23 protein-coding genes and 1 pseudogene are annotated in these 19,991 nt (G+C 73.2%); 17 read left to right on the forward strand and 7 right to left on the reverse strand.

Annotated features, from left to right (window positions below; translation table 11 throughout):
- Positions 1-73: 73 nt before the first annotated feature.
- Together EFE23_RS19610 and katG are read left to right on the forward strand one after the other, a co-directional pair.
- Positions 74-502 (forward strand): Fur family transcriptional regulator, encoded by a 429-nt coding sequence (locus EFE23_RS19610; protein ID WP_123242401.1) that lies wholly within the window; start codon positions 74-76, stop codon positions 500-502.
- A 23-nt stretch (positions 503-525) separates the two neighbouring features.
- Positions 526-2,802: a catalase/peroxidase HPI gene (gene katG, locus EFE23_RS19615; protein ID WP_123242402.1), complete on the forward strand. Its 2,277-nt coding sequence runs from the start codon at positions 526-528 to the stop codon at positions 2,800-2,802.
- Between the two features lie 70 nt (positions 2,803-2,872).
- Here the strand turns inward: katG and EFE23_RS28235 are convergent, their stop codons facing one another.
- Entirely contained in the window at positions 2,873-3,376 is a 504-nt protein-coding gene (locus tag EFE23_RS28235) for a DUF1775 domain-containing protein (protein ID WP_158675889.1), read from the reverse strand.
- 420 nt (positions 3,377-3,796) lie between these two features.
- On the opposite strand from EFE23_RS28235, the gene EFE23_RS19625 reads away from it, so the two are divergent.
- Positions 3,797-4,204: a DUF4345 domain-containing protein gene (locus tag EFE23_RS19625; RefSeq protein ID WP_123242404.1), complete on the forward strand. Its 408-nt coding sequence runs from the start codon at positions 3,797-3,799 to the stop codon at positions 4,202-4,204.
- A 111-nt stretch (positions 4,205-4,315) separates the two neighbouring features.
- Positions 4,316-5,143 carry a PIG-L family deacetylase gene (locus EFE23_RS19630; protein ID WP_123242405.1) on the forward strand — a complete coding sequence of 276 codons (828 nt, stop codon included), beginning with the start codon at positions 4,316-4,318 and terminating at the stop codon, positions 5,141-5,143.
- A 37-nt stretch (positions 5,144-5,180) separates the two neighbouring features.
- On the opposite strand, the gene EFE23_RS19635 is transcribed toward EFE23_RS19630, so the two are convergent.
- The 5 genes and pseudogenes from EFE23_RS19635 to EFE23_RS19655 all read right to left on the reverse strand — a co-directional run bounded on the left by EFE23_RS19635 (position 5,181) and on the right by EFE23_RS19655 (position 7,085).
- Complete coding sequence (locus tag EFE23_RS19635) at positions 5,181-5,588, reverse strand: arsenate reductase ArsC (protein WP_123242406.1); 408 nt, start codon at positions 5,586-5,588, stop codon at positions 5,181-5,183.
- A complete protein-coding gene (locus EFE23_RS29330; protein WP_255421166.1) occupies positions 5,585-5,710 on the reverse strand; it encodes a hypothetical protein in 126 nt (41 codons plus the stop codon). Before EFE23_RS29330 ends, EFE23_RS19635 begins: the two co-directional genes overlap by 4 nt.
- A gap of 7 nt (positions 5,711-5,717) precedes the next feature.
- A pseudogene (locus EFE23_RS19640) lies at positions 5,718-6,000 on the reverse strand (aquaporin family protein); the annotation flags it as partial.
- Positions 6,001-6,071: 71 nt separating this feature from the next.
- Positions 6,072-6,482, reverse strand: a complete 411-nt coding sequence (locus EFE23_RS29030) for a three-helix bundle dimerization domain-containing protein (RefSeq protein WP_233601068.1) — start codon at positions 6,480-6,482, stop codon at positions 6,072-6,074.
- Positions 6,483-6,731: 249 nt separating this feature from the next.
- A complete protein-coding gene (locus tag EFE23_RS19655) occupies positions 6,732-7,085 on the reverse strand; it encodes an ArsR/SmtB family transcription factor (RefSeq protein WP_233601069.1) in 354 nt (117 codons plus the stop codon).
- Positions 7,086-7,144: 59 nt separating this feature from the next.
- Here EFE23_RS19655 and EFE23_RS19660 point away from each other — a divergent pair, with 59 nt between their 5' ends.
- Complete coding sequence (locus EFE23_RS19660; protein ID WP_123242408.1) at positions 7,145-8,275, forward strand: flavin-containing monooxygenase; 1,131 nt, start codon at positions 7,145-7,147, stop codon at positions 8,273-8,275.
- A gap of 11 nt (positions 8,276-8,286) precedes the next feature.
- On the opposite strand, the gene EFE23_RS19665 is transcribed toward EFE23_RS19660, so the two are convergent.
- Positions 8,287-8,664, reverse strand: coding sequence for an ArsR/SmtB family transcription factor (locus EFE23_RS19665; protein WP_123242409.1), 378 nt, complete (start codon positions 8,662-8,664; stop codon positions 8,287-8,289).
- A gap of 86 nt (positions 8,665-8,750) precedes the next feature.
- Between EFE23_RS19665 and EFE23_RS28575 the strand changes: the two genes are divergently transcribed.
- The 12 genes from EFE23_RS28575 to EFE23_RS19720 all read left to right on the forward strand — a co-directional run bounded on the left by EFE23_RS28575 (position 8,751) and on the right by EFE23_RS19720 (position 19,977).
- Entirely contained in the window at positions 8,751-8,900 is a 150-nt protein-coding gene (locus EFE23_RS28575) for a hypothetical protein (protein ID WP_199737144.1), read from the forward strand.
- 12 nt (positions 8,901-8,912) lie between these two features.
- Entirely contained in the window at positions 8,913-9,161 is a 249-nt protein-coding gene (locus EFE23_RS19670; RefSeq protein WP_123242410.1) for a hypothetical protein, read from the forward strand.
- Positions 9,158-10,402 (forward strand): M28 family metallopeptidase, encoded by a 1,245-nt coding sequence (locus tag EFE23_RS19675; protein WP_233601070.1) that lies wholly within the window; start codon positions 9,158-9,160, stop codon positions 10,400-10,402. The genes EFE23_RS19670 and EFE23_RS19675 overlap by 4 nt, the downstream gene beginning before the upstream one ends.
- Before the next feature lie 12 nt (positions 10,403-10,414).
- A complete protein-coding gene (locus EFE23_RS19680) occupies positions 10,415-10,741 on the forward strand; it encodes an ArsR/SmtB family transcription factor (RefSeq protein WP_373684028.1) in 327 nt (108 codons plus the stop codon).
- Positions 10,741-11,238, forward strand: coding sequence for a GNAT family N-acetyltransferase (locus EFE23_RS19685; protein WP_123242413.1), 498 nt, complete (start codon positions 10,741-10,743; stop codon positions 11,236-11,238). Before EFE23_RS19680 ends, EFE23_RS19685 begins: the two co-directional genes overlap by 1 nt.
- Positions 11,239-11,313: 75 nt before the next feature.
- Complete coding sequence (locus tag EFE23_RS19690; RefSeq protein WP_123242414.1) at positions 11,314-12,729, forward strand: FAD-dependent oxidoreductase; 1,416 nt, start codon at positions 11,314-11,316, stop codon at positions 12,727-12,729.
- Positions 12,729-14,033, forward strand: coding sequence for an MFS transporter (locus EFE23_RS19695; RefSeq protein WP_123242415.1), 1,305 nt, complete (start codon positions 12,729-12,731; stop codon positions 14,031-14,033). Before EFE23_RS19690 ends, EFE23_RS19695 begins: the two co-directional genes overlap by 1 nt.
- 165 nt (positions 14,034-14,198) lie before the next feature.
- The gene (locus EFE23_RS19700) at positions 14,199-15,032 is read left to right on the forward strand and encodes an ABC transporter ATP-binding protein (protein WP_123242416.1); all 834 of its coding nucleotides are present in this window, start codon (positions 14,199-14,201) and stop codon (positions 15,030-15,032) included.
- Between the two features lie 35 nt (positions 15,033-15,067).
- Entirely contained in the window at positions 15,068-16,051 is a 984-nt protein-coding gene (locus EFE23_RS19705) for an ABC transporter substrate-binding protein (protein WP_123242417.1), read from the forward strand.
- A gap of 5 nt (positions 16,052-16,056) precedes the next feature.
- Entirely contained in the window at positions 16,057-18,153 is a 2,097-nt protein-coding gene (locus EFE23_RS19710; protein ID WP_123242430.1) for an iron ABC transporter permease, read from the forward strand.
- 23 nt (positions 18,154-18,176) lie between these two features.
- Entirely contained in the window at positions 18,177-19,088 is a 912-nt protein-coding gene (locus tag EFE23_RS19715) for a siderophore-interacting protein (protein ID WP_123242418.1), read from the forward strand.
- 133 nt (positions 19,089-19,221) lie between these two features.
- The gene (locus EFE23_RS19720; protein WP_123242419.1) at positions 19,222-19,977 is read left to right on the forward strand and encodes a hypothetical protein; all 756 of its coding nucleotides are present in this window, start codon (positions 19,222-19,224) and stop codon (positions 19,975-19,977) included.
- Positions 19,978-19,991 lie beyond the last annotated feature (14 nt).

A 19,991-nucleotide genomic window follows, 5' to 3' on the forward strand; every position in this document is an offset into this window, starting at 1 on the left:
GTCGATGGTGCGCCGGCCGAGCCAACCTGGCAAAAACTTGATTCATTCCAGAAGACTGGACTATGTTCGTGACATGGCGTCCGACTTCGAGACTCACCTGCGGGCGGTCTCGTTGCGCGTGACCCGTCCCCGGTTGGCGGTGCTCGCCGCGCTGCGCGACCACCCGCACGTCGACACCGACCAGGTGATCGCCCTGGTCCGGGCGGGCCATCCCACGGTCTCCCACCAGGCGGTGTACGACGTGCTGCGGGCGCTCACCGACGCCGGGCTGGTGCGGCGCATCCAACCGGCCCGGGCGACCGCCCGCTACGAGTTGCGGGTGGGGGACAACCACCACCATGTCGTGTGCCGCTCCTGCGGCGCGATCGCCGACGTCGACTGCGCCGTCGGCCACGCTCCCTGTCTCACCGCCTCCGACAACCACGGGTTCGTGGTCGACGAGGCGGAGGTCGTCTACTGGGGCACTTGCCCCGGCTGCGCGACCGAACGCACGTCCCAGTGATCCGCCAGTTCGGAAGGAAACGCATGAGCGACACCCAGGACAACGCCCCGGTGAGTGCGCAGGGCGTGGACAAGAAGGCGGCGGCCGGGTGCCCGGTCGCGCACGACTCCGTGACCGCGCACGGCAGCGAGAGCGAGAACCCGGCGATCGACTCGCCGACCCCGAAGACCGGCGGGCGTCCGCGCACCAACCGCGACTGGTGGCCCAACCAGCTCGACCTCTCCGTTCTCGCCGCCCACTCGTCCAAGAGCAACCCGCTGGGGCCGAACTTCAGCTACGCCAGGGAGTTCGCCAAGCTCGACGTCGAGGCGCTCAAGCAGGACATCGTCAAGGTCCTCACCACCTCGCAGGACTGGTGGCCGGCCGACTTCGGTCACTACGGCGGCCTGATGATCCGGATGAGCTGGCACGCCGCCGGGACCTACCGGATCGATGACGGCCGCGGCGGGGCCGGCGACGGCGGCCAGCGGTTCGCCCCGCTCAACAGCTGGCCGGACAACGCCAACCTGGACAAGGCCCGCCGGCTGCTCTGGCCGGTCAAGCAGAAGTACGGCCAGAAGATCTCGTGGGCCGACCTGCTCGTGCTCGCCGGCAACGTCGCCCTGGAGTCGATGGGCTTCAAGACCTTCGGCTTCGGCTTCGGCCGGGAGGACGTCTGGGAGCCCGAGGAGATCTTCTGGGGCCCCGAGGACACCTGGCTCGGCGACGAGCGCTACGTCTCCGAGAAGGAGATGTCGCCGACCGTCGGCGCGACCGAGATGGGTCTGATCTACGTCAACCCGGAGGGCCCCCGCGGCAACGCGGACCCGGCCGCGGCGGCGCACTTCATCCGCGAGACGTTCCGCCGGATGGCGATGAACGACGAGGAGACCGTCGCCCTCATCGCCGGCGGCCACACCTTCGGCAAGACCCACGGCGCCGCCGTCGCCGACGACCATGTCGGCCCCGAGCCCGAGGGTGCGCCGTTGGAGGCGCAGGGCCTGGGCTGGCTCAGCACCTACGGCACCGGCAAGGGTGGGGACACGATCACCAGTGGCCTCGAGGTGACCTGGACCGACCGGCCGACGCAGTGGAGCAACCGGTTCTTCGAGATCCTCTTCGGCTACGAGTGGGAACTCACCACGAGCCCCGGCGGCGCGAAGCAGTGGGTCGCCAAGGACGCCGAGGCGATCATTCCGGACGCCCACGACCCGTCGAAGAAGCACAAGCCGACGATGCTCACGACCGACCTGTCGCTGCGCGTCGACCCGGCGTACGAGAAGATCTCGCGCCGGTTCCTGGAGAACCCCGACGAGTTCGCGCTGGCGTTCGCCAAGGCCTGGTACAAGCTGCTGCACCGGGACATGGGTCCGGTCAGCCGCTTCCTCGGGCCGTGGATCCCGGAGCCTCAGCTGTGGCAGGACCCGGTGCCGGCGGTCGACCACGAGCTCGTGGGTGACGCCGACGTCGCCGCCCTCAAGGCGAAGGTCCTGGAGTCCGGCCTGACGACCGCGCAACTGGTCGCCACCGCCTGGGCGTCGGCCGCCAGCTACCGGTCCACCGACAAGCGCGGCGGCGCCAACGGCGCGCGGATCCGCCTCGAGCCGCAGCGCAGCTGGGAGGTCAACCAGCCCGAGCAGCTCGCGACGGTCCTGGCCACCCTCGAGGGCATCCAGCGGGAGTTCAACACCGCCGGCGGCGCGAAGATCTCCCTCGCCGACCTGATCGTGCTGGCCGGCTCGGCCGCCGTCGAGAAGGCGGCGCGGGACGCCGGCGTCGAGGTCACGGTGCCCTTCCACCCGGGTCGCACCGACGCCTCGCAGGAGCAGACCGACGTCGAGTCGTTCCGGGTCCTCGAGCCGCGCGCCGACGGGTTCCGCAACTACCTGCGCCCCGGCGAGAAGACCCAGCCGGAGGTGCTGCTCGTCGACCGCGCGTACCTGCTCAACCTGACCGCGCCGGAGATGACCGTCCTGGTCGGCGGCCTGCGCTCGCTCGGGGCCAACGTCGGCGGCGCGCGGCACGGCGTCCTCACCGACCGGCCCGGCGTGCTCACCAACGACTTCTTCAGCAACCTGCTCTCCCCAGGCACCCGGTGGAAGGCGTCGGAGTCCGACGAGCACGTGTACGAGATCCGGGACCTGGCCACCGACGAGGTGAAGTGGACCGCCACCGCGGTCGACCTCATCTTCGGCTCCAATTCCCAGCTGCGGGCCCTCGCCGAGGTCTACGCCAGCGAGGACGCGCGCGAGAAGTTCGTGACCGACTTCGTCGCGGCCTGGACCAAGGTGATGGAACTCGACCGGTTCGACCTCGCCTGATCCGGCGCCAAACCGACGAGCCCCGGTCGATCGCTGCGCGATCGACCGGGGCTCGCCCGCAATGCGCCGACTACCAGGCGGCGTTGATCACGAAGGGCGCGGAGTTGTGGTCGTGCCACTCCTCCAGGCTCGGGGGGATCTCCACCCAGCGGTTCTCGCCCACCTCGCACTGCTGGACGGTCGGGAACCACAGGATGTCCGGCGCCTTCCGGTCGATCAGGAAGCCCATGCCGAAGAGCTGCTCCTGGTGGTCGGGCAGCGGTCCGCCCAGCCACGCCACCTCGACGACCCGGCCGAAGCCCTGGCCCTGGCCATACGCGCGGGTCACCTGGAGCTGCCAGCCCGGCACGGCGTCTGGGATGACGAGGTGCACGCCGTCGGGAATCTGCATCCGCACGGCGGTGGTCGCCGAGCCGGCGCAGCCGTGCGTCACCCGGAAGGCCGTGTGGAAGAACTTCGTCTCCGCCGTGTAGGGCGTGGCTATCACGTGGGCGCTGGCCGGCACCGCCGCGACGCCGATCGCCACGGCGGCGGCGACCAGCACGACACCGGCCCGCCGCATCAGTTTGATCACTCGTCTCCTCCAGAGGCTCGGGATGCTCGTCGCCGTCAGCCCGTACGCCCCGGCCCGGGCACCGGACCCAGCATGGTGAGGCACCCCGGCCCTGTCTTCGCTCAAATTGCTGCGTTGGCGCCGGCCGGCGGGGGAGCGCCGCTCCGGCCCGCCCCCTGGTGCTCCGGATGGGCCGTGACCAGCACGGACAGTGCCGTTGCCGAGATGCCGCCGGTCAGGGCGGCCCCCGCGTACGGAGGCGGCCGCGACCCCAGAAGCGACCGGAGCGCACCACGAAGCCGCCCGTACCGCGGCTAGGGGTCGCGGCACCGGGCGCCGGCGGCCTGGCACGCCGGCGGAGCGCCGCCATACAGTGAGGGCGATCGTCATTGCGTTGCCAGGATCACGACGGCGGGGGCGCTGGTGGGGCGGAGAGCACTCATGGTCGTGCTGGTGGTACTCGGCGCGGTCCCGATCGTGTCCGGGCTGGCCGGGCTCCTCGTCGGGCCGACCTTCATACCCGGTGGCACGTCGACCCCGGTCAGCGTCGACAACAACTACCGCTTCATCGACGCCTACTGGTTCGCGGCCGGCGTCGGCCTCTGGTGGTCACTGTTCCGGCTCGAGGAGCGGGCGATCGTCACCCGGGCGATCCTCGTGATCGCGGTCGTCGGCGGGATCGGCCGCCTGACATCGGTCCTGTCCGTCGGCTGGCCGACGCCGGTGTTCGGCACCGCGATGGTGTTGGAACTCGTCGCGCTGCCGCTCGTCGTCTGGTGGCACGCCCGGGTCGTCCGGGCCGGCGACGGGCGCCGCGAGCCGGCCCGGGAAGCACAGCCGGTCAAGTGACCGGGCCCGCTGCCGGGAGGTGGGCCCCGCGTTCGCCCGACCCCTCGCCGCCGCGGCCGCCCTGGGATGCGGTGAAGCCACCGTGTCGGACCTCCCTCGTAAGGTGGTGGGGTGACTGAGCGCTCCCTGACCTTGATGGCGGTGCACGCCCACCCCGACGACGAAGCGACCAGCACGGGCGGCGTCCTCGCCCGGTACGCGGCGGAGGGGATCACGACGGTCCTCGTGACCTGCACCGATGGGCGGTGCGGCGACGGGCCTGGCGGGGTCAAGCCGGGCGACCCGGGGCACGACCCGCAGGCCGTGGTGGCGATGCGCCAGGCCGAGTTGACGGCCAGTTGCGCGGCGCTGAAGGTCACGCACCTGGAGACGCTCGACTACGCCGACTCCGGCATGATGGGCTGGGCGGCCAACGACGCGCCCGGCGCGTTCTGGAACACCCCGGTGGCGGAGGCGGCCGACCGGCTCGCCGAGTTGATCCGGCGGTACCGGCCCGACGTCGTCGTCACCTATGACGAGAACGGCTTCTACGGCCACCCGGACCACATCCAGGCCCACCGCATCACCATGGCCGCGGTCGAACGGACGGACATCCCCGCCAAGGTCTACTGGACCACCGTGCCGCGCAGCGCGTTCCAGGAGTTCGGTCGGGTCATGAAGGAGATAGGCGTCGAGTTTCCGGAGCCGGACGAGTCGTCGGAGATGCCGGAGCTCGGCCTGCCGGACGACGAGATCACCACCTGGGTGGACATCGGCGCCTACGGCGGCCAGAAGTTCGAGTCCCTGGCCGCCCACGCCAGCCAGGCCGAGAACATCTTCTTCCTGCAGCTCGGTCAGGAGCGGTTCACCGAGCTCATGGGCGTGGAGACCTTCGTCCGGGTCCGCGACACCACCGGTGCGGCGACGCCGGAGGACGACCTGTTCGCCGGGCTCCGCTGACCGGACACCTCCGCTCGGCGGCGCGGGCGCAGACGGTTCAGGTGGTGGGGCGCAGCTCGGCGAGCAGCTTCACCACCCGGGCCCGGATCTCGTCCCGGATCGGGCGGACGGCCTCGATGCCCTTGCCGGCGGGGTCTTCGAGCTTCCAGTCCTCGTAGCGCTTGCCCGGGAAGACCGGGCAGGCGTCGCCGCAGCCCATGGTGACGATGACGTCGGAGGACTCGGCGGTGGCGTACTCGAGCAGTCTGGGCGTCTGGTGGGTGATGTCGATGCCGACCTCGCGCATGGCCTCGACCGCGGCGGGGTTGATCCGGTCGGCGGGTGCGCTGCCGGCGGAGCGGACCTCGACCGTGTCGCCGGCGAGGTGGCGCAGCCAACCGGCGGCCATCTGGGAACGGCCGGCGTTGTGGACGCAGACGAACAGGACACTGGGCTTGTCGCTCATCGGGTTCCTTCCGTGCGGTGCGAGGGCCGGTCGGCCGGCTCGTGGTCGAGGTCGTGGAACGGGTGGTCCGGGGTGTTGTCGGGCCGAGCCTCGCTGGCGTCGTACGGCTGCGGTGTGGTCATGACCGCCGGCCGGCGGCCGCGTCCTCGTCGGTAGGGACGACGACCTGGTCGGCGGCGGTGCCGGCGTCGGGGTAGAGGGCCGCGAGCAGGCCGACGCCGACGGCGAGGCCGACGAGTTGGGCCAGGACGAAGCCGGGCACTGAGGCGGGGGCGATGCCGGCGAACGTGTCGGTGAAGGCGCGCCCGATGGTCACCGCCGGGTTGGCGAACGAGGTCGAGGAGGTGAACCAGTAGGCGGCGCCGATGTAGGCGCCGACGGCCGCGGGCGCGACGGCGGCGCGGCCGGAGCCGACCACGGCGGCGACCAGCAGGGCGGTGCCGACGAACTCGGCCAGCAGGCGCCGCCGGAGTGGGATGGTCATCAGTCTGTTCGCCCCTGTGATGTCGCTGTCCCGGATCGTCGGGCAGTGGTTGGTTGTCGGGTGGCGGGTACGTTCAGTTGGTCGAGCAGGCGACGGACGCGGCGTTCGATCTCGTCGCGGATCGGTCGCACGTCGACCAGGTCGAGCGCGGCGGGATCGTCCACGTTCCAGCTCTCGTACCGGGTGCCGGGACGGCCGTCGCGGTGGTGGCCCACGACCCGGGCGAGGGCGCGCAGCCGCTGGCGGGCGAACCGCTCGGCGAGCAGTGGCAGGTGGTTGGGGACGGTGGCGGAAGTGGCGTACTGGTCGTAGCTGCTGTGCAGGAACCGCTCGATGGTTTCGTTGCGGTCATCGGGGACGTCCGGGCAGGACGGCGGGGAGGAGCCGGTCGACCCGGTCGGCGTTGACATGGCGGGCGACCAGGTTGGTCGGCATGTCGAGGGCGTGTTGGCGATCTCTCCGGGGGAAGCGTCGCCAAGGGTGAGTGCGTCCACGATCGCCAGGCGTGCCGGGTCGCCGAGTGCGGCGTGGATCCGGGCGCGTCTCGCGAGAGAAGAAAGCTCAATGGCCATTGACTCAATGGCCGCTGAGTAAAATCTGTTCGTCAAGCCCGCGCTGCCGTCGGCAACCTTCGGGCGTCGATGGGGAAACGGGGGGAGTCAGCAGCAGGTTGCCAGGTAGGACTGCAGGTCGGACAGGGCGGCGAGGGTTCCGTCGCGGTCGGCCCGGTAGAACACCGTCTTGCCGTCCCGCCGCGACGTGACCACGCCGCCGCGTCGTAGCAGGGTCAACTGCTGCGACGCCGTGGCCTGGCTGATGCCGACCCGCTCGGCCACCTCACCCACGGACATCTCGGCGCCGTGAGCGAACAGCATCATGATCCGCTGCCGGGTGGGACTGCCGAGGGCCTTGAGGAACTCCTGCGTCTGCGGCGCGAGACCCGGGGTGGGGGCGCTCTGCGGCCCGGGCGGCCGGTCGGCGGTGTGGCTCATGGTCACACCCTTCCTCGTCATCATCATATTGTCATTCAACAAAACAACGATATGATTGTGGCGTGACTCAAGCTGATCCCGTGATCATCGTTGGCGGCGGGCAGTCCGGCCTCGCCGCCGCCCGCGCCGCCCGGGACGCCGGTCTGCGACCCGTCGTTCTGCACGCCGGCACCGAACCAACGGGCTCGTGGCCTGACTACTACGACAGCCTCACCCTCTTCTCGCCCGCCCGCTACAGCGCCCTGCCCGGCATGCCCTTCGACGGCGACCCGGACCGCTACCCCCGCCGGGACGAGGTGGTCGCCTACCTCCGCCGCTACGCGGACTCCCTCGACATCGAGGTCCGTACCCGCACCCGCGCCGTCGCCGTGCACAGCCGTCCGGGCGGGGGATATGTCATCCGCACCGACACGGACGACGAACTGGCCGGGATCGGGGTCGTCGCCGCGACCGGCTCCTTCGGCAACCCGTACCTGCCTGCCCTGCCCGGACAGAGCGAGTACGGCGGCGACCTGCGGCACGTCGCCGACTACCGCCGGCCCGACGCGTACGACGCCAAGCGGGTCGTCGTCGTGGGCGGCGGCAACTCTGCCGTCCAGGTCGCCTACGAACTCACCGCGCGTGCCCGGGTGACCCTGGCGACCCGCGAACCGGTGCGGTTCCTGCCGCAGCGCATCCGGGGCCGGGACCTGCACCACTGGCTGCACGTCACCGGCGCCGACCGCCTTTCGCGCGCGGTAACCACCCGGCTCGTGGGGCACGCCACCGTGCTCGACACCGGCCGCTACCGCAACGCCATCACCTCAGGCGAACTTGCCCGGCGAGACATGTTCACCCGCTTCGCCCCCGACGGCGTCGTCTGGAGCGACGGGACGCACGAAGCGGTCGATGCGGTCATCTTCGCCACCGGCTACCGGCCGGACCTTGACTACCTCGCACCCCTCGCCACTCTCGACCACGGCATGCCACAGCAGGTCGGCGGGATCTCCACCACTCATCCCGGCCTGGTCCACCTCGGTCTGGAGTTCCAGCGAACCTTCGCCTCGAACACGCTGCGCGGCGTGGGACGAGACGCTGTGCACGTCATGGCCGCGCTCGCCGCAAGGCGCCCTCCCCGCGTGTTCCGCCAGGGGCGTCGGATGCTCGCCGGCCACCCGCGGTCGACCTCGCCCCCGGCGGCTGGATCGAGCCGTGGACGGAAGATGAGGTGATCGGGAGGCGGTCAGGCTCGGGGCGCGGGCTCGATTGACAGCAGTGCGGCGAGCTGGCGCAGGATCTGCGGGCGGGCCCGGTAGTAGACCCAGGTGCCCCGCCGTTCGGCGTCCACCAGGCCCGCCTCGCGCAGCGTCTTGAGGTGGTGCGAGATCGTCGGCCCGGTCAGGTCGAACGCGGGCGTCAGGTCGCACACGCACGCCTCCCCGCCTTCGGCGGAGGCGATCATGGACATCAGCTGCAGTCGTACCGGGTCGCCGAGGGCCTTGAACGCGGGCGCGAGCGCCGCGGCCGTCTCGGCCGGGACCCGGCGCTGCGCCAGCGGAGGGCAGCACGGCGTGTCGGCGTTGAGGTCGACGACGGGGGGCGACGCCTGTTGTTTCGGCATGTCTCTAGGTTGACATCTCTCTAATCAGCGTGCAAGTCTCTGATTCGATGGACGTCAAGACAGGCGTTCGGAGAGAAGGGACCACCATGTTCGGCTCCATCCGCCGCCCCCGGACCTCCCTGGCCGGAGTCCGGTTCTGCGACTCCTGTGCCGAGGTGTCCACCCCCGCGCAGCGCGCCGAGCGCCGCTACGCCGCCACCCGCGCCACCACCTACCCGCTGATCAACCCGCGCTGAGGAGGACCCGAGATGAGTGCAGACGAGCCCAGCACCGGCGGCTTCACCGGCGACCCCGCCGCCGCCCTCCAGATCACCGGCTCCGGCGACTGCTGCGGCAGCCCCGCCCAGGCCGTCGGTGACATCCGCCCGCCCGCCGGCCGGGCCGACGGCGACGAGCCGTGCTGCGGTACCCGGGAGGCCGCCCGCGCCGCCGACTCGTGCTGCGGCACCCGGGCCAGGGCCGACGCCGTCGCCACCGGTCAGGGATGCTGCTCATGACCGGCGCGAACGACCTGGCAACCCGGCTCCGGCGGGTCAGTGCCGACCGGATGACCGCCACCGTCGCCGTTCTCGCCTCGGACCCCATGACGGGCCGGCGCGTCGGCTCGACCGGCGGCGCGGCAGCCCGTGCCTGGCTGGTCGACCGGCTTGCCGCCCTCGGCGCCACCGTCCGCACGGAGCATTTCCCGGTCCGCGCGGTGCCCCAGGTGTACGCCGCGCCGACGGTCGCCTGGGGCGGCCGGAGCGGCTCCGCCCCGCTGGCGTTCGGGCGGCAGGTGGCGATCCATCCGGCTTCCGCCGACCGGCCCGACCTCCGTCGCGGCGCGCTCGGTGTGGCCGGACGGGACGACCCGGCGGGGCGGTGGCTGGTCGTGCCGGCCGAGCTGAACCTGTTCGACGCCTATCGCGACACCCAGGGCGCCGCTGGACTGCTGCTCCGCCGCCCGGTCGACGCCGACGGCTGGCAGTTCACCATGCTCGCCGGACCGGACCCCGGGCCGCTGCCGGTGCTGACCCTCGACCCGGACACCCACTCCGCGGTCCTCGCCGCCGCGACCGCCCGCGACGGCTGGCTGTCCGGGGCGACGCCGCTGCGCCGCGACGATGTCACCGGCGTCAACATCCACGCCAGGCTCCGCCAACCTGCTTCCGGTGCCGGAGACCTGCTGTTGACCGCGCACTACGACGGCGTCGGGGACCATCCCGGTCTCCGCCTGCCGGGGGCCTCGGACAACGCCACCGGCGTCGCGGTGGTCCTCGAAGCCGCCCGCGTCCTCGCAGCCGGTCTCCCCGCCGGCGTGGGACTGTCCGTGGCGCTGCTCGACCGCGAGGAGGTCGGGGCGCTCGGCTCCGCCCACCACGCCACCCGGCTCCGGGCGGAAGGAGCCGCGCCGCTGGTCGTCAATGTCGACGGCGCCGGCCGCCTGGACGGGGCGGCGGCGGTGGAGGCCGGCGGACCGGCCCACCGGCTGCTGGCCCTGCTCGATCAGGCGGGCCGGCACACCGGCGTCCCCCTGACGGCCGGGCCGGTCGCGTCCGACAACCGCCGCTACGGCCGAGCGGGCCTCGCCGCGGTTGGCATCGGCGCCGGAATGGGCGGCTACCACAGCCCCGCCGACACCCCCGACAAGGTCGACCCCGGCACCCTGGCCCTGATCGCCCGCCTCGTCGTCGCCACCGTCCACCTCGCCGCGGCGGCACCCGCTACACTTTCATCGTCAATCGGCGATAAACGATAGAAGGAGCGGGTGGTGAGCGACCTCCTGGACCGGGACACGGCGCAGACGTACGCCTCGTGGTTCCGGGCTCTCGCGGACCCGACCCGGGTGCAGATCGTGGCGTACCTCGCCCGGCACGACCGGCCGATGAGCGTGGGGGAGATCGTCGCCGCCGTCGGGCTGGCCCAGTCCACCGTCTCGCAACACCTGAAGATCCTCACCGAGGTGCGGTTCGTGCTCGTCGACCCGGTCGGCACCGCTCGCCTCTACCGCATCAACGACGCCTGCGTCGGCTGCTTCCCCTCCGCCGCCGACGTGGTCATGGGCCGCCCGGCCCCGCAGCCGAAGGGAGCCTGCTGATGGCCGACATCACCGTCCGCCCCATGACCGCGGGCGACGCCGCCCGGGTGCTGGCGATCTACCAGGCCGGCCTCGACGGCGGCAACGCCAGCTTCGAGACCACCGCCCCCACCTGGGCGGCGTTCGACGCCGGCAAGCTGGCCGCGCACCGGCTCGTGGCCGTCGACGAGGACGGGGCCGTCATCGGCTGGGTCGCCGTGTCACCGACATCGACCCGCGCGGTCTACGCCGGCGTGGTCGAGCACTCCGTCTACATCGACCCCGCCGCCCAGGGCCGCGGCGTCGGCCGGCTGCTTCTCGACGCGTTGATCGCCTCCACCGAGGCCGCCGGCATCTGGACCATCCAGTCCGGCGTCTTCCCCGAGAACGAGGCCAGTCTCGCCCTGCACGAGCGCGCCGGCTTCCGGGTCATCGGCACCCGCGAACGCGTCGGCCGGCACCACGGCCGCTGGCGCGACGTCATCCTCCTGGAACGCCGCAGCCGGACCATCACCTGACGGCCAGAGCCGCCGGAAACCGGCGGCCTCCCACATTCCGCTGTTTCGATGAACCTCAACATAAGGAGTCATCCGATGAGTGCCCTGGACCAGCTGCCCGTCGCCGTCATCGGCGCCGGCCCGGTCGGCCTCGCCGCCGCCGCCCACCTGCGTGAGCGCGGCCTGCCCTGCACCGTCCTCGAAGCTGGCGACACCGCCGGCGCCGCCGTACGGCAGTGGGGCCACGTGCGCGTCTTCTCCCCGTGGCGGTACAACATCGACCCGGCCGCCCGGCGGCTGCTCGACGACGCCGGCTGGGTCGCCCCCGACCTCGACGCCCTGCCCACCGGCGCGGAACTCGTCGCCGACTACCTGCGGCCCCTCGCGGAGCTGCCGCAGCTCAAGCCGCACCTGCGCTACGGCGCCCGGGTCGCCGCGATCAGCCGCCTCGGCTACGACCGGCTGCGCACCGCCGGGCGCGAGCAGGCCCCGTTCCTGATCCGCCTCACCACCGGTGAGGAGATTCAGGCCCGCGCGGTCATCGACGCCTCCGGCACCTGGGGCACCCCCAACGTCCTGGGCGCCTCCGGCCTGCCCGCACGAGGCGAGAAGGACGCCGCCGCCTTCCTGGAGCATGCGCTGCCGGACGTGCTCGGCGCCGACCGGGACCGGTTCGCCGGCCGGCACACGCTGGTCGTCGGGGCGGGCCACTCCGCCGCCAACACCCTGCTGTCCCTCGCCGACCTCGCCGCGCAGGTGCCCGGCACCGAGGTCACCTGGGCGATCCGCTCGCCCTCCCCGGCCCGCACCTACGGCGGCGGGGACGCCGACGCCCTCCCGGCGCGTGGGGCACTCGGTTCCCGGCTGCGCGACCACGTCGGCGCCGGCCGCATCCGCCTGCTCACCGGCTTCTCCATCCACGCCCTCAGCCCGGTCGACGGTCGGGTGGCGGTCGTCGTCCGTCACGCCGACGGCACCGACGAGCAGGTCGTGGTGGACCGGATCGTGGCCGCCACCGGCTTCCGCCCCGACCACAGCATCGCCGCCGAACTACGCCTGGACCTCGACCCGGTCATGGGCGCCACCCGCGCCCTCGCACCGCTGATCGACCCGAACGAGCACTCCTGCGGCACCGTGCCGCCGCACGGCGTCGACGAGCTGGCCCACCCCGAGTCCGGGTACTACGCCGTCGGCATGAAGAGCTACGGCCGGGCGCCGACCTTCCTCATGGCCACCGGCTACGAGCAGGTCCGCTCCGTCGTCGCCGCCCTTGCCGGTGACTGGACCGCCGCCCGCGACGTCCAGCTCGACCTGCCCGAGACCGGCGTCTGCAACAGCGACCCGGCCGACTCCACCGGCACCGACAGCTGCTGCGGCCCCACCCCGGCCGCACCGCCGGCCGCCAAGGGGCTGGCCACCGGCATCTCCGGAGGGCTGCTGTCCACGCCGCTGAACCTCATCAGCCTCGACGCCCCGGCGAGCGGCCAGACCGGCGGCTGCTGCGCCGGCTGATGACGATCTCCACGGTGGCGCCCGCCGACCCGACCGTCGGCGGGCGCCACGGATGGCGCATCATCGCCGCCCTCGCGGTCACCTCGACCGTCGGATACGGCAGCCTCTACTACGCCTACGCGGTCCTGCTCGGCCCCATGACGACCAGCCTCGGCGCCTCCACCACCGCCGTCACCGGGGCGCTGACCGCCAGCGTCCTCGCCGGCGCCCTGATGGCCATCCCGGTCGGCAGGTGGCTCGACCGGCACGGCGGGCGCGCTCTCATGACCGTCGGCTCGATCATCGCCACCGCACTGCTGATCGCCTGGTCGCAGGTCCGGACCACCCCGCAGCTCTACGCCGTCATGATCGGCATCGGGATCACCGGCGCGATGGTCCTCTACGAACCCGCCTTCGCCGTCATCGTCTCCTGGTTCACCCCCGACCGACGGCCCACCGCCCTGCTCGCGGTCACCGTGGTCGCCGGGTTCGCCAGCACCATCTTCATGCCGCTCACCGGCCTGCTCGTCGCGCAGCTCGGCTGGCGAGGCGCGCTGCTCGCGCTCGCCGCCGTTCACGGCATCGTGACCGTGCCGCTGCACGTCCTCACCATCCGCAAACCGCCGCACGTCAGGACCCCCGGCACCGGGGCGAGACCGGACCATGCCCGGCGGCGGGCGGCGGCCCGCGCCGCGATGCGCGACCGGCGGTTCTGGATCCTCGCCGCCGCCCTGACCGCGCACGGGGCAGCGACCAGCACCATCGGCGTCCACCTCGTCGGCTACCTGATCAGCCGGGGCCACCCCGCGACGTTCGCCGCCGCGGCCGCCGGCCTGCTGGGCGTCCTGTCCGTCACCGGACGACTCGTCCTCACCGGCGCCCGACGCCGACTCCCGGTCACCACCATCGTCGCCACGGTCGTCGCCATCCAGGGCGCCGCCGCCCTCGCGATGCCCCTGCTGGCAGGCAGCCGGCCGGGCGCGGTCATCACCGTCACCGGATTCGGGCTCGGCTTCGGTATCGCCAGCCTCGCCACCCCCGCCATCCTCACCGACCGGTACGGCACCACCGCCTACGCCACCGTCGCCGGGCGACTGGCCGCGCCCGTCACCACGGCCAGAGCCGTGGCACCCGTGGCCGCCGCCGCCCTTCTCCACCGCGGCGGCTACCAGTCTCTTCCGGCCGCGCTGGCGGTGGCGTGCCTGCTCGCCGCCGGGGGCATGCTCGCGGCGGGAAGAACAGCAGCACGGGGGACGGCGACCGCCGGGGCGGAGCGGTCCGGGGATGTGCCAGGTGGCGGAAGAAGCAATCAAAGACGTCGGTGAAGATCGGCAGGATCTTCTCGTCCTCGAGGATGCTGGCCCGGAAGCCACTGCTGCCCGGACAAGCGTGCCCGGCTCGCGTTCCTGACCCGCGCCCGGTTCGAGCAGGCCATCCGGACCGGTAGGGGGCCCTGCCATTCGAAATTTTGGTTAGGTTAGCCTAACCTCATGAACAGCGGACCGGAGTCGGCCAGCAGCGAGCAGAGCCTGCGGGGCACCGACCTCGACCTGGGTTACCACGGGGCGCTCGTGGTGCACGGGGCGGCGATCGCCCTCCGCGCGGGCGCGGTGATCGCTCTGGTCGGCCCCAACGGCAGCGGCAAGTCCACCCTGCTGCGGGCCCTGGCCCGGCTGCACCCGATCGCCGGCGGCGCCGTCCACCTGGCCGGTGACGTCGCCGCGGCGGGCCTGCCGGCCCGGGAGTTCGCCCGCCGGGTCACCCTGCTCGCCCAGAGCCGGCCGGTACCCAGCGGGGTCACCGTCCGGGACGTCGTCGGCTACGGCCGCCACCCGTACCGCGGGCGGTGGCGGGCCGACGACCCGCAGGGGCCGGCGGCGGTCAGCCGGGCGATGGACGTCACGGGGGTGGCCGCGATGGCTGACCGTCCGGTGGATGAACTGTCCGGCGGCGAATTGCAGCGGGTGTGGCTGGCCACCTGCCTGGCGCAGGAGACGCAGGTGCTGCTGCTCGACGAGCCCACCACGTTCCTCGACCTGCGCTACCAGGTGGAGATCCTCGACCTGATGCGGGACCTCGCCGACGACCACGACGTCGCGGTCGGCGTGGTGCTGCACGACCTCAACCAGGCCGCCGCCGTGGCCGACGAGGTGGTCCTGCTGCACGGTGGCCGGGTCCGCGCCACCGGCAGCCCGGCCGAGGTCTTCACCGAGCAGGCGCTGACCGACACGTACGGCATCCGGATCGAGGTGACCACCGACCCGCTCACCGGGCTGGTGACCACCCGACCCGTGGGGCGGCACCTGACCCGCGCCCAGGTCTGAACCGACCATCGACAACACTCGACAGAAAGAACGACATGACTCGTACCCGTGTCACCGCCCTCCTCACCGGGGTGGCCGCGCTGCTGCTCAGTGCCTGCGGCACCACCGAGAACGGCGCCGCCGCACCCGAGACCTCCGCCTCGTCGGCCGGGCCGGTCACGGTCACCGACAGCCGCGGCAAGGCGGTCACCCTCAAGGCTCCGGCGACCAGGGTGGTCGGCCTGGAATGGGGTGAGGTCGAGATGCTCGTCAGCCTCGGCGTCATGCCCGTCGGCGTCGCCGACCCGAAGGGCTACGCCACCTGGGTCACCGCCGCCAAGCTCGACTCGGGCGTCAAGGACGTCGGCACCCGCGGCGAACCCAGCGTCGACTCGATCGTCGCCCTCCAGCCCGACCTCGTCGTGATGGCGGACGACCGCGGCGCCGCGCTGGTCAGCCAGCTGGAGAAGTACGTCCCGGTGCTGGTCACCAAGGGCAGCGACGCGTCGGACAACCTCGGCCGGATGCGTACGGACCTGAAGATGATCGCCACCGCGGTCGGCCGGACGGTCGAGGCGGACAAGTTGCTCGCCGACTTCGACGCCGCCCTCGCCGACGGCAGGAAGAAGATCGCCGACGCCGGCGCGGCCGGCCGCCCGTTCGCCATCGCCGACGGGTGGAAGGAAGGCAGCACCGTCAGCATCCGGATGTTCGGGCAGGGCGCGCTGGTGTCCCAGATCGGCCTCCAGCTCGGACTGACGAACGCCTGGACCGGCAAGACCGACGAGGTGTGGGGCCTGGGCCAGACCGACGTCGAGGGCCTCACCGGGCTCAAGGATCCGAACCTGCACTTCTTCTACAACGCCTCCGACGGCACCGACGTGTTCGCCGACGGCCTCGCCGGCAACGCCATCTGGAAGTCGCTCCCCTTCGTCCAGAAGGGCAACCTGCACCGCATGCCCGACGGCATCTGGACCTTCGGCGGTCCGCTCTCCGGCAAGCAGTACCTCGACCAGCTCGTGAAGACCTACACGGTGTGACCGTGCTGACCGCACCCCCGCGCCCGGAGCCGGCCGTCGCGCCGGCTCCGGGCGGGCGCCCCGCGCCCCGCGTCGTCGCGGTGTTCGTCGCCGCGGCGCTGCTCCTGCTCCTCGTCGCGGCGGTGCACCTCACCCAGGGCACCTCGTCGGTCGGCGCCCTCGACCTGCTGCGGCTGGTCACCGGCGCCGACGACGAGGCGGCCCGGGTGCTGGTCGCCGCCCGGCTGCCCCGGCTGCTCGCCGGGCTCGCCATCGGCGTGGCGCTCGGCTTCGCCGGCGCCGCCCTGCAGTCGATCGCCCGCAACCCGCTCGCCTCCCCGGACACCCTCGCGGTGAACGCGGGAGCCCACCTGGCCATCGTCGCCGTCGCCGCGTTCGGTATCTCGCTGCCCGCGCTGCCCGCCGGGGGCCTCGCCTTCTGCGGCGGTCTCGCGGCGGCGGCGCTGGTGCTGGCCATGTCCGCCGGCGGGCAGGCCAGCACCACCCGGCTCATCCTCGCCGGCTCGGCCACCGCCCTGGCGCTCAGTTCGGTCACCACCCTGCTCCTGCTGCTGTTCGAGCAGGCCACCATCGGGCTGTTCGCCTGGGGCAACGGCTCGCTCGTGCAGAGCGACCTGACCGCGCTGAGCCAGCTCGCCCCGGTCATCGGCGCCGCCGTGGTGGCACTGATCCTGCTCGGACACCGCCTCGACGTGCTCGCCCTCGGCGACGACACCGCCACCGTGCTCGGCCTCGACGTGCGCCGCACCCGGCTGATCGTGACCCTGCTGGCCGTGCTGCTCTCCGCCGCCGCGGTCACCCTCACCGGTCCGGTCGGCTTCGTCGGCCTGTGCGCCCCGGTGATCGTCCGGCTGCTCGCCCCGGTGCTGCCCGCCGTGCACCGGCACCGGATCCTGCTGCCGCTCTCCGGCATCGCCGGGGTGCTCGTCGTGCTCGGCTCCGACGTTCTGCTCCGCGCCGTCATGGGCGGCCAGGCCGGCGTCGACATCCCCACCGGCGTGGTCACCACCCTGCTCGGCGCCGCCGTGCTGATCTGGCTCGCGCGGCGGCACCGCGACGCCGGCCCCACCCGCCGTCCGCCCGGCGGGCACGCCGCGGTCCGCAGCGCGGCGTTCCACCGCACCGTCGTCGCCGTGGCCGCCACGGTCACCGCCGGCGCGGTGCTCGTCGGCATGCTCGCCGGCGACACCTGGATGCTCTTCGGCGACGTCGTCAACTGGCTGTACGGGAGCACCGGGCCCGCGTACACGTTCGTGCTGGACCAGCGGTGGCCGCGGGTCACGGCCGCCGTGCTGGCCGGCGCGGCGCTCGCGGTCGCCGGCACCACCGTGCAGGCGGTCTGCCGCAACCCGCTCGCCGAACCCGGCATCCTCGGCATCACCGCCGGCGCCGGCCTGGGCGCGGTCGCCCTGCTCACCTTCGTCCCGCTGGCCGGCGTGTGGGCGGTCTCCGGCATCGCCGGGCTCGGCGCGATCCTCGCCTTCGCCCTCGTCTACGGCGCGGCCTGGCGCGGCGGCCTCAGCTCCGACCGGCTCGTCCTCATCGGATTCGGCGCCTGGCAGGGCGGCATGGCCGTGATCACCTTTCTCATCGTCGCGTACGACCCGTGGAACACCGGCAAGGCCCTGACCTGGCTCTCCGGCTCCACCTACGGCCGCACCGCCACCCAGGTGCTGCCGGTGGCGATCGCCCTGGCGGTGCTCACCCCGGCCGTGGCCGCGGCCCGGCGGGAACTCGACCTGCTCGCGCTTGACGACGACACCCCCCGGGTGCTCGGCGTCCGGCTGGAACGCACCCGGCTGGTCGCCCTCGGCGCGGCGGCGGTACTCACCTCCACCGCGGTCTCCGCGGTCGGCGTGATCGGCTTCGTCGGCCTGGTGGCCCCGCACATCGCCCGCGCGCTCGTCGGTGGCCGGCACGCCCGGGTGCTCCCGGTCGCCGCACTGCTCGGCGCCGCGCTGGTCAGCATCGCCGACACCCTCGGCCGCACCGTCATCGCCCCCGCCCAGATCCCCGCCGGCCTGGTCACCGCCATGATCGGCACCCCGTACTTCGTATGGCTGCTGTGGCGCTCCCGCGCCCTGGCGACCACGGCCCGGTAGCCCGGCCGAGACAGGAAGAGACCATGACCGAGACCCTGCCCGTCGCGCCGTGGCGCCTGTTCACCGTCGAGGTGCGGGCGGTACGCCGGCTCAGCCCGTCGTTCCTGCGGGTCACCTTCACCGGACCCGACCTGGACCGGTTCGCCGACAACGGCTACGACCAGCGGATCAAGCTCGCCCTGCCGCTGCCCGGCCAGCACGCCGTGCGGATGCCGGAGGGCCCCGACTGGTACGCGCGGTGGCGGGCACTGCCGGAGCACCGGCGTAACCCGGTGCGTACCTACACCGTCCGGGCCGTTCGTCCGCACCTCGCGGAGGTCGACGTCGACCTGGTCCTGCACGGCGACAGCGGGCCGGCGACCCGGTGGGCGCGGCGCGCCCGCGCCGGTGACCGGATCGCCATCCTCGGCCCCGACGCCGGCTACCCCGGCGAGCACGGCGGCGTGGAGTTCCGGCCGCCGTCGACCGGGCACCTGCTGCTGGCCGGGGACGAGACCGCCGTGCCGGCGATCGCGGCGATCCTGGAGCGGCTCCCGCCCGACGCCCGCGGCCGGGCGCTGCTCGAAGTGCCCGGCGCCGAGGACGTGCTGCCGCTGGTGGCACCGCCCGGCGTGGCGCTGACCTGGCTGCCCCGGGGTGCCGGCGGCCACGGCAGCCGGCTCGCCCCGGCCCTCGCCGCGGCGGCGGCGGAACTGCTCGGCGGTCGGCCCCGCGTCGACGCGCAGCCGGTCGCCGACGTGGACGTGGACGTGGACGTCGAGATCCTCTGGGAGGTGCCCGACCAGGTGCCACCGACGCCGCTGTACGCGTGGCTCGCCGGGGAGGCGGGCGTCATCCGTGGCCTGCGCCGGCACCTGGTCGGGGAGCGGGGCCTCGACCGCCGCGCGGTGGCGTTCATGGGCTACTGGCGACTCGGCCGCGCCGATACCGCGTGACCCGCTCGCCGGACAGCGGCGGCCCGAGCCGTCGCGGGCGTCGCCCCGGCCGGCCCGGCACGGGCTGCCGGGCAGTGTCCGATGGGGAGGCCGTAACGTTGACGGCACTCCCACGGCCGGCGGAAGGTGAGGCATGTTCGCGCTGCTGTCGACGCTGCTGGAGGTCGTCTCGGCGCACGCCGGCCGGCTCTTCGACGGCCGCCGGACGGCCCGGGACAGCGAGGTGGCCGAACACCTGCTGGAAATCGTGCTCGCGGTGCAGGAGCTCTGCGTACGCGGCGACCGGCTGCTCAGCCACGTCGACGGGGTCCTCGCCGCCGCCGACGACGGCGACCCGGGCCGGCCGGCGTCGTTCGAGGCCGAGCGGTCCACCGAGTTCGAGCGGTTGCTGCGTACCCAGGTCGCCGCCGTGGACGAGCTGCGCACCCGGCTCGGTGACTCCCAACTCCTGCTCGCCACCGTCGACCCCGGCTTCCAGCTCGACCTCGTGCCGTTCCTGGACGTCAAGTCCGGGCTGCTCACCCGGTGGACGCAGCAGGTCGAGCAGAGCCGGTACTCGACCACGACGCTGTTCTTCCTGCCGGCCGCTGAGCTGCGCCGGGTGCTCGCCGTCGGCCGGGAACACGCCGACGGAGGCGGGCTGGGCAGCGAGCGGACCGCGTATCTTCTGGCGTTCGCGGACAGCCTGCGTGAGGTACGCGCCCACGAGCTGCGCGACATCCGGCTGCCCGCCGCCCGCGAGGCGGGACGGATCCGCGGCGAGCTCGAGGCGGCCCGCTCCGACCTGCACCGGGCCAAGGCCCTCTGCACCCAGCTCTCCGACTCGGTGGTGGCGGCGGTCGGCCCGGAGGCGCTGGCCCGGCTGCGCCGGCGGCTCGCGACCCGGTGAGCCGGCGTCCCGCG

Origin of the sequence: Micromonospora solifontis, assembly GCF_003725545.1 — a bacterium.
Classification (GTDB): Bacteria; Actinomycetota; Actinomycetes; order Mycobacteriales; family Micromonosporaceae; genus Micromonospora; species Micromonospora solifontis.

What these genes read in the sequence shown, in the direction of transcription:
- EFE23_RS19610 (WP_123242401.1), top strand. Translation starts at nt 74, where the DNA reads ATGGCGTCCGACTTCGAGACTCACCTGCGGGCGGTCTCGTTGCGCGTG.
- katG (WP_123242402.1), top strand. Translation starts at nt 526, where the DNA reads ATGAGCGACACCCAGGACAACGCCCCGGTGAGTGCGCAGGGCGTGGAC.
- EFE23_RS19625 (WP_123242404.1), top strand. Translation starts at nt 3,797, where the DNA reads ATGGTCGTGCTGGTGGTACTCGGCGCGGTCCCGATCGTGTCCGGGCTG.
- EFE23_RS19635 (WP_123242406.1), bottom strand. Translation starts at nt 5,588, where the DNA reads ATGAGCGACAAGCCCAGTGTCCTGTTCGTCTGCGTCCACAACGCCGGC.
- EFE23_RS29330 (WP_255421166.1), bottom strand. Translation starts at nt 5,710, where the DNA reads ATGACCACACCGCAGCCGTACGACGCCAGCGAGGCTCGGCCCGACAAC.
- EFE23_RS29030 (WP_233601068.1), bottom strand. Translation starts at nt 6,482, where the DNA reads ATGTCAACGCCGACCGGGTCGACCGGCTCCTCCCCGCCGTCCTGCCCG.
- EFE23_RS19655 (WP_233601069.1), bottom strand. Translation starts at nt 7,085, where the DNA reads ATGACGAGGAAGGGTGTGACCATGAGCCACACCGCCGACCGGCCGCCC.
- EFE23_RS19665 (WP_123242409.1), bottom strand. Translation starts at nt 8,664, where the DNA reads ATGCCGAAACAACAGGCGTCGCCCCCCGTCGTCGACCTCAACGCCGAC.
- EFE23_RS28575 (WP_199737144.1), top strand. Translation starts at nt 8,751, where the DNA reads ATGTTCGGCTCCATCCGCCGCCCCCGGACCTCCCTGGCCGGAGTCCGG.
- EFE23_RS19670 (WP_123242410.1), top strand. Translation starts at nt 8,913, where the DNA reads ATGAGTGCAGACGAGCCCAGCACCGGCGGCTTCACCGGCGACCCCGCC.
- EFE23_RS19675 (WP_233601070.1), top strand. Translation starts at nt 9,158, where the DNA reads ATGACCGGCGCGAACGACCTGGCAACCCGGCTCCGGCGGGTCAGTGCC.
- EFE23_RS19685 (WP_123242413.1), top strand. Translation starts at nt 10,741, where the DNA reads ATGGCCGACATCACCGTCCGCCCCATGACCGCGGGCGACGCCGCCCGG.
- EFE23_RS19690 (WP_123242414.1), top strand. Translation starts at nt 11,314, where the DNA reads ATGAGTGCCCTGGACCAGCTGCCCGTCGCCGTCATCGGCGCCGGCCCG.
- EFE23_RS19695 (WP_123242415.1), top strand. Translation starts at nt 12,729, where the DNA reads ATGACGATCTCCACGGTGGCGCCCGCCGACCCGACCGTCGGCGGGCGC.
- EFE23_RS19700 (WP_123242416.1), top strand. Translation starts at nt 14,199, where the DNA reads ATGAACAGCGGACCGGAGTCGGCCAGCAGCGAGCAGAGCCTGCGGGGC.
- EFE23_RS19705 (WP_123242417.1), top strand. Translation starts at nt 15,068, where the DNA reads ATGACTCGTACCCGTGTCACCGCCCTCCTCACCGGGGTGGCCGCGCTG.
- EFE23_RS19715 (WP_123242418.1), top strand. Translation starts at nt 18,177, where the DNA reads ATGACCGAGACCCTGCCCGTCGCGCCGTGGCGCCTGTTCACCGTCGAG.
- EFE23_RS19720 (WP_123242419.1), top strand. Translation starts at nt 19,222, where the DNA reads ATGTTCGCGCTGCTGTCGACGCTGCTGGAGGTCGTCTCGGCGCACGCC.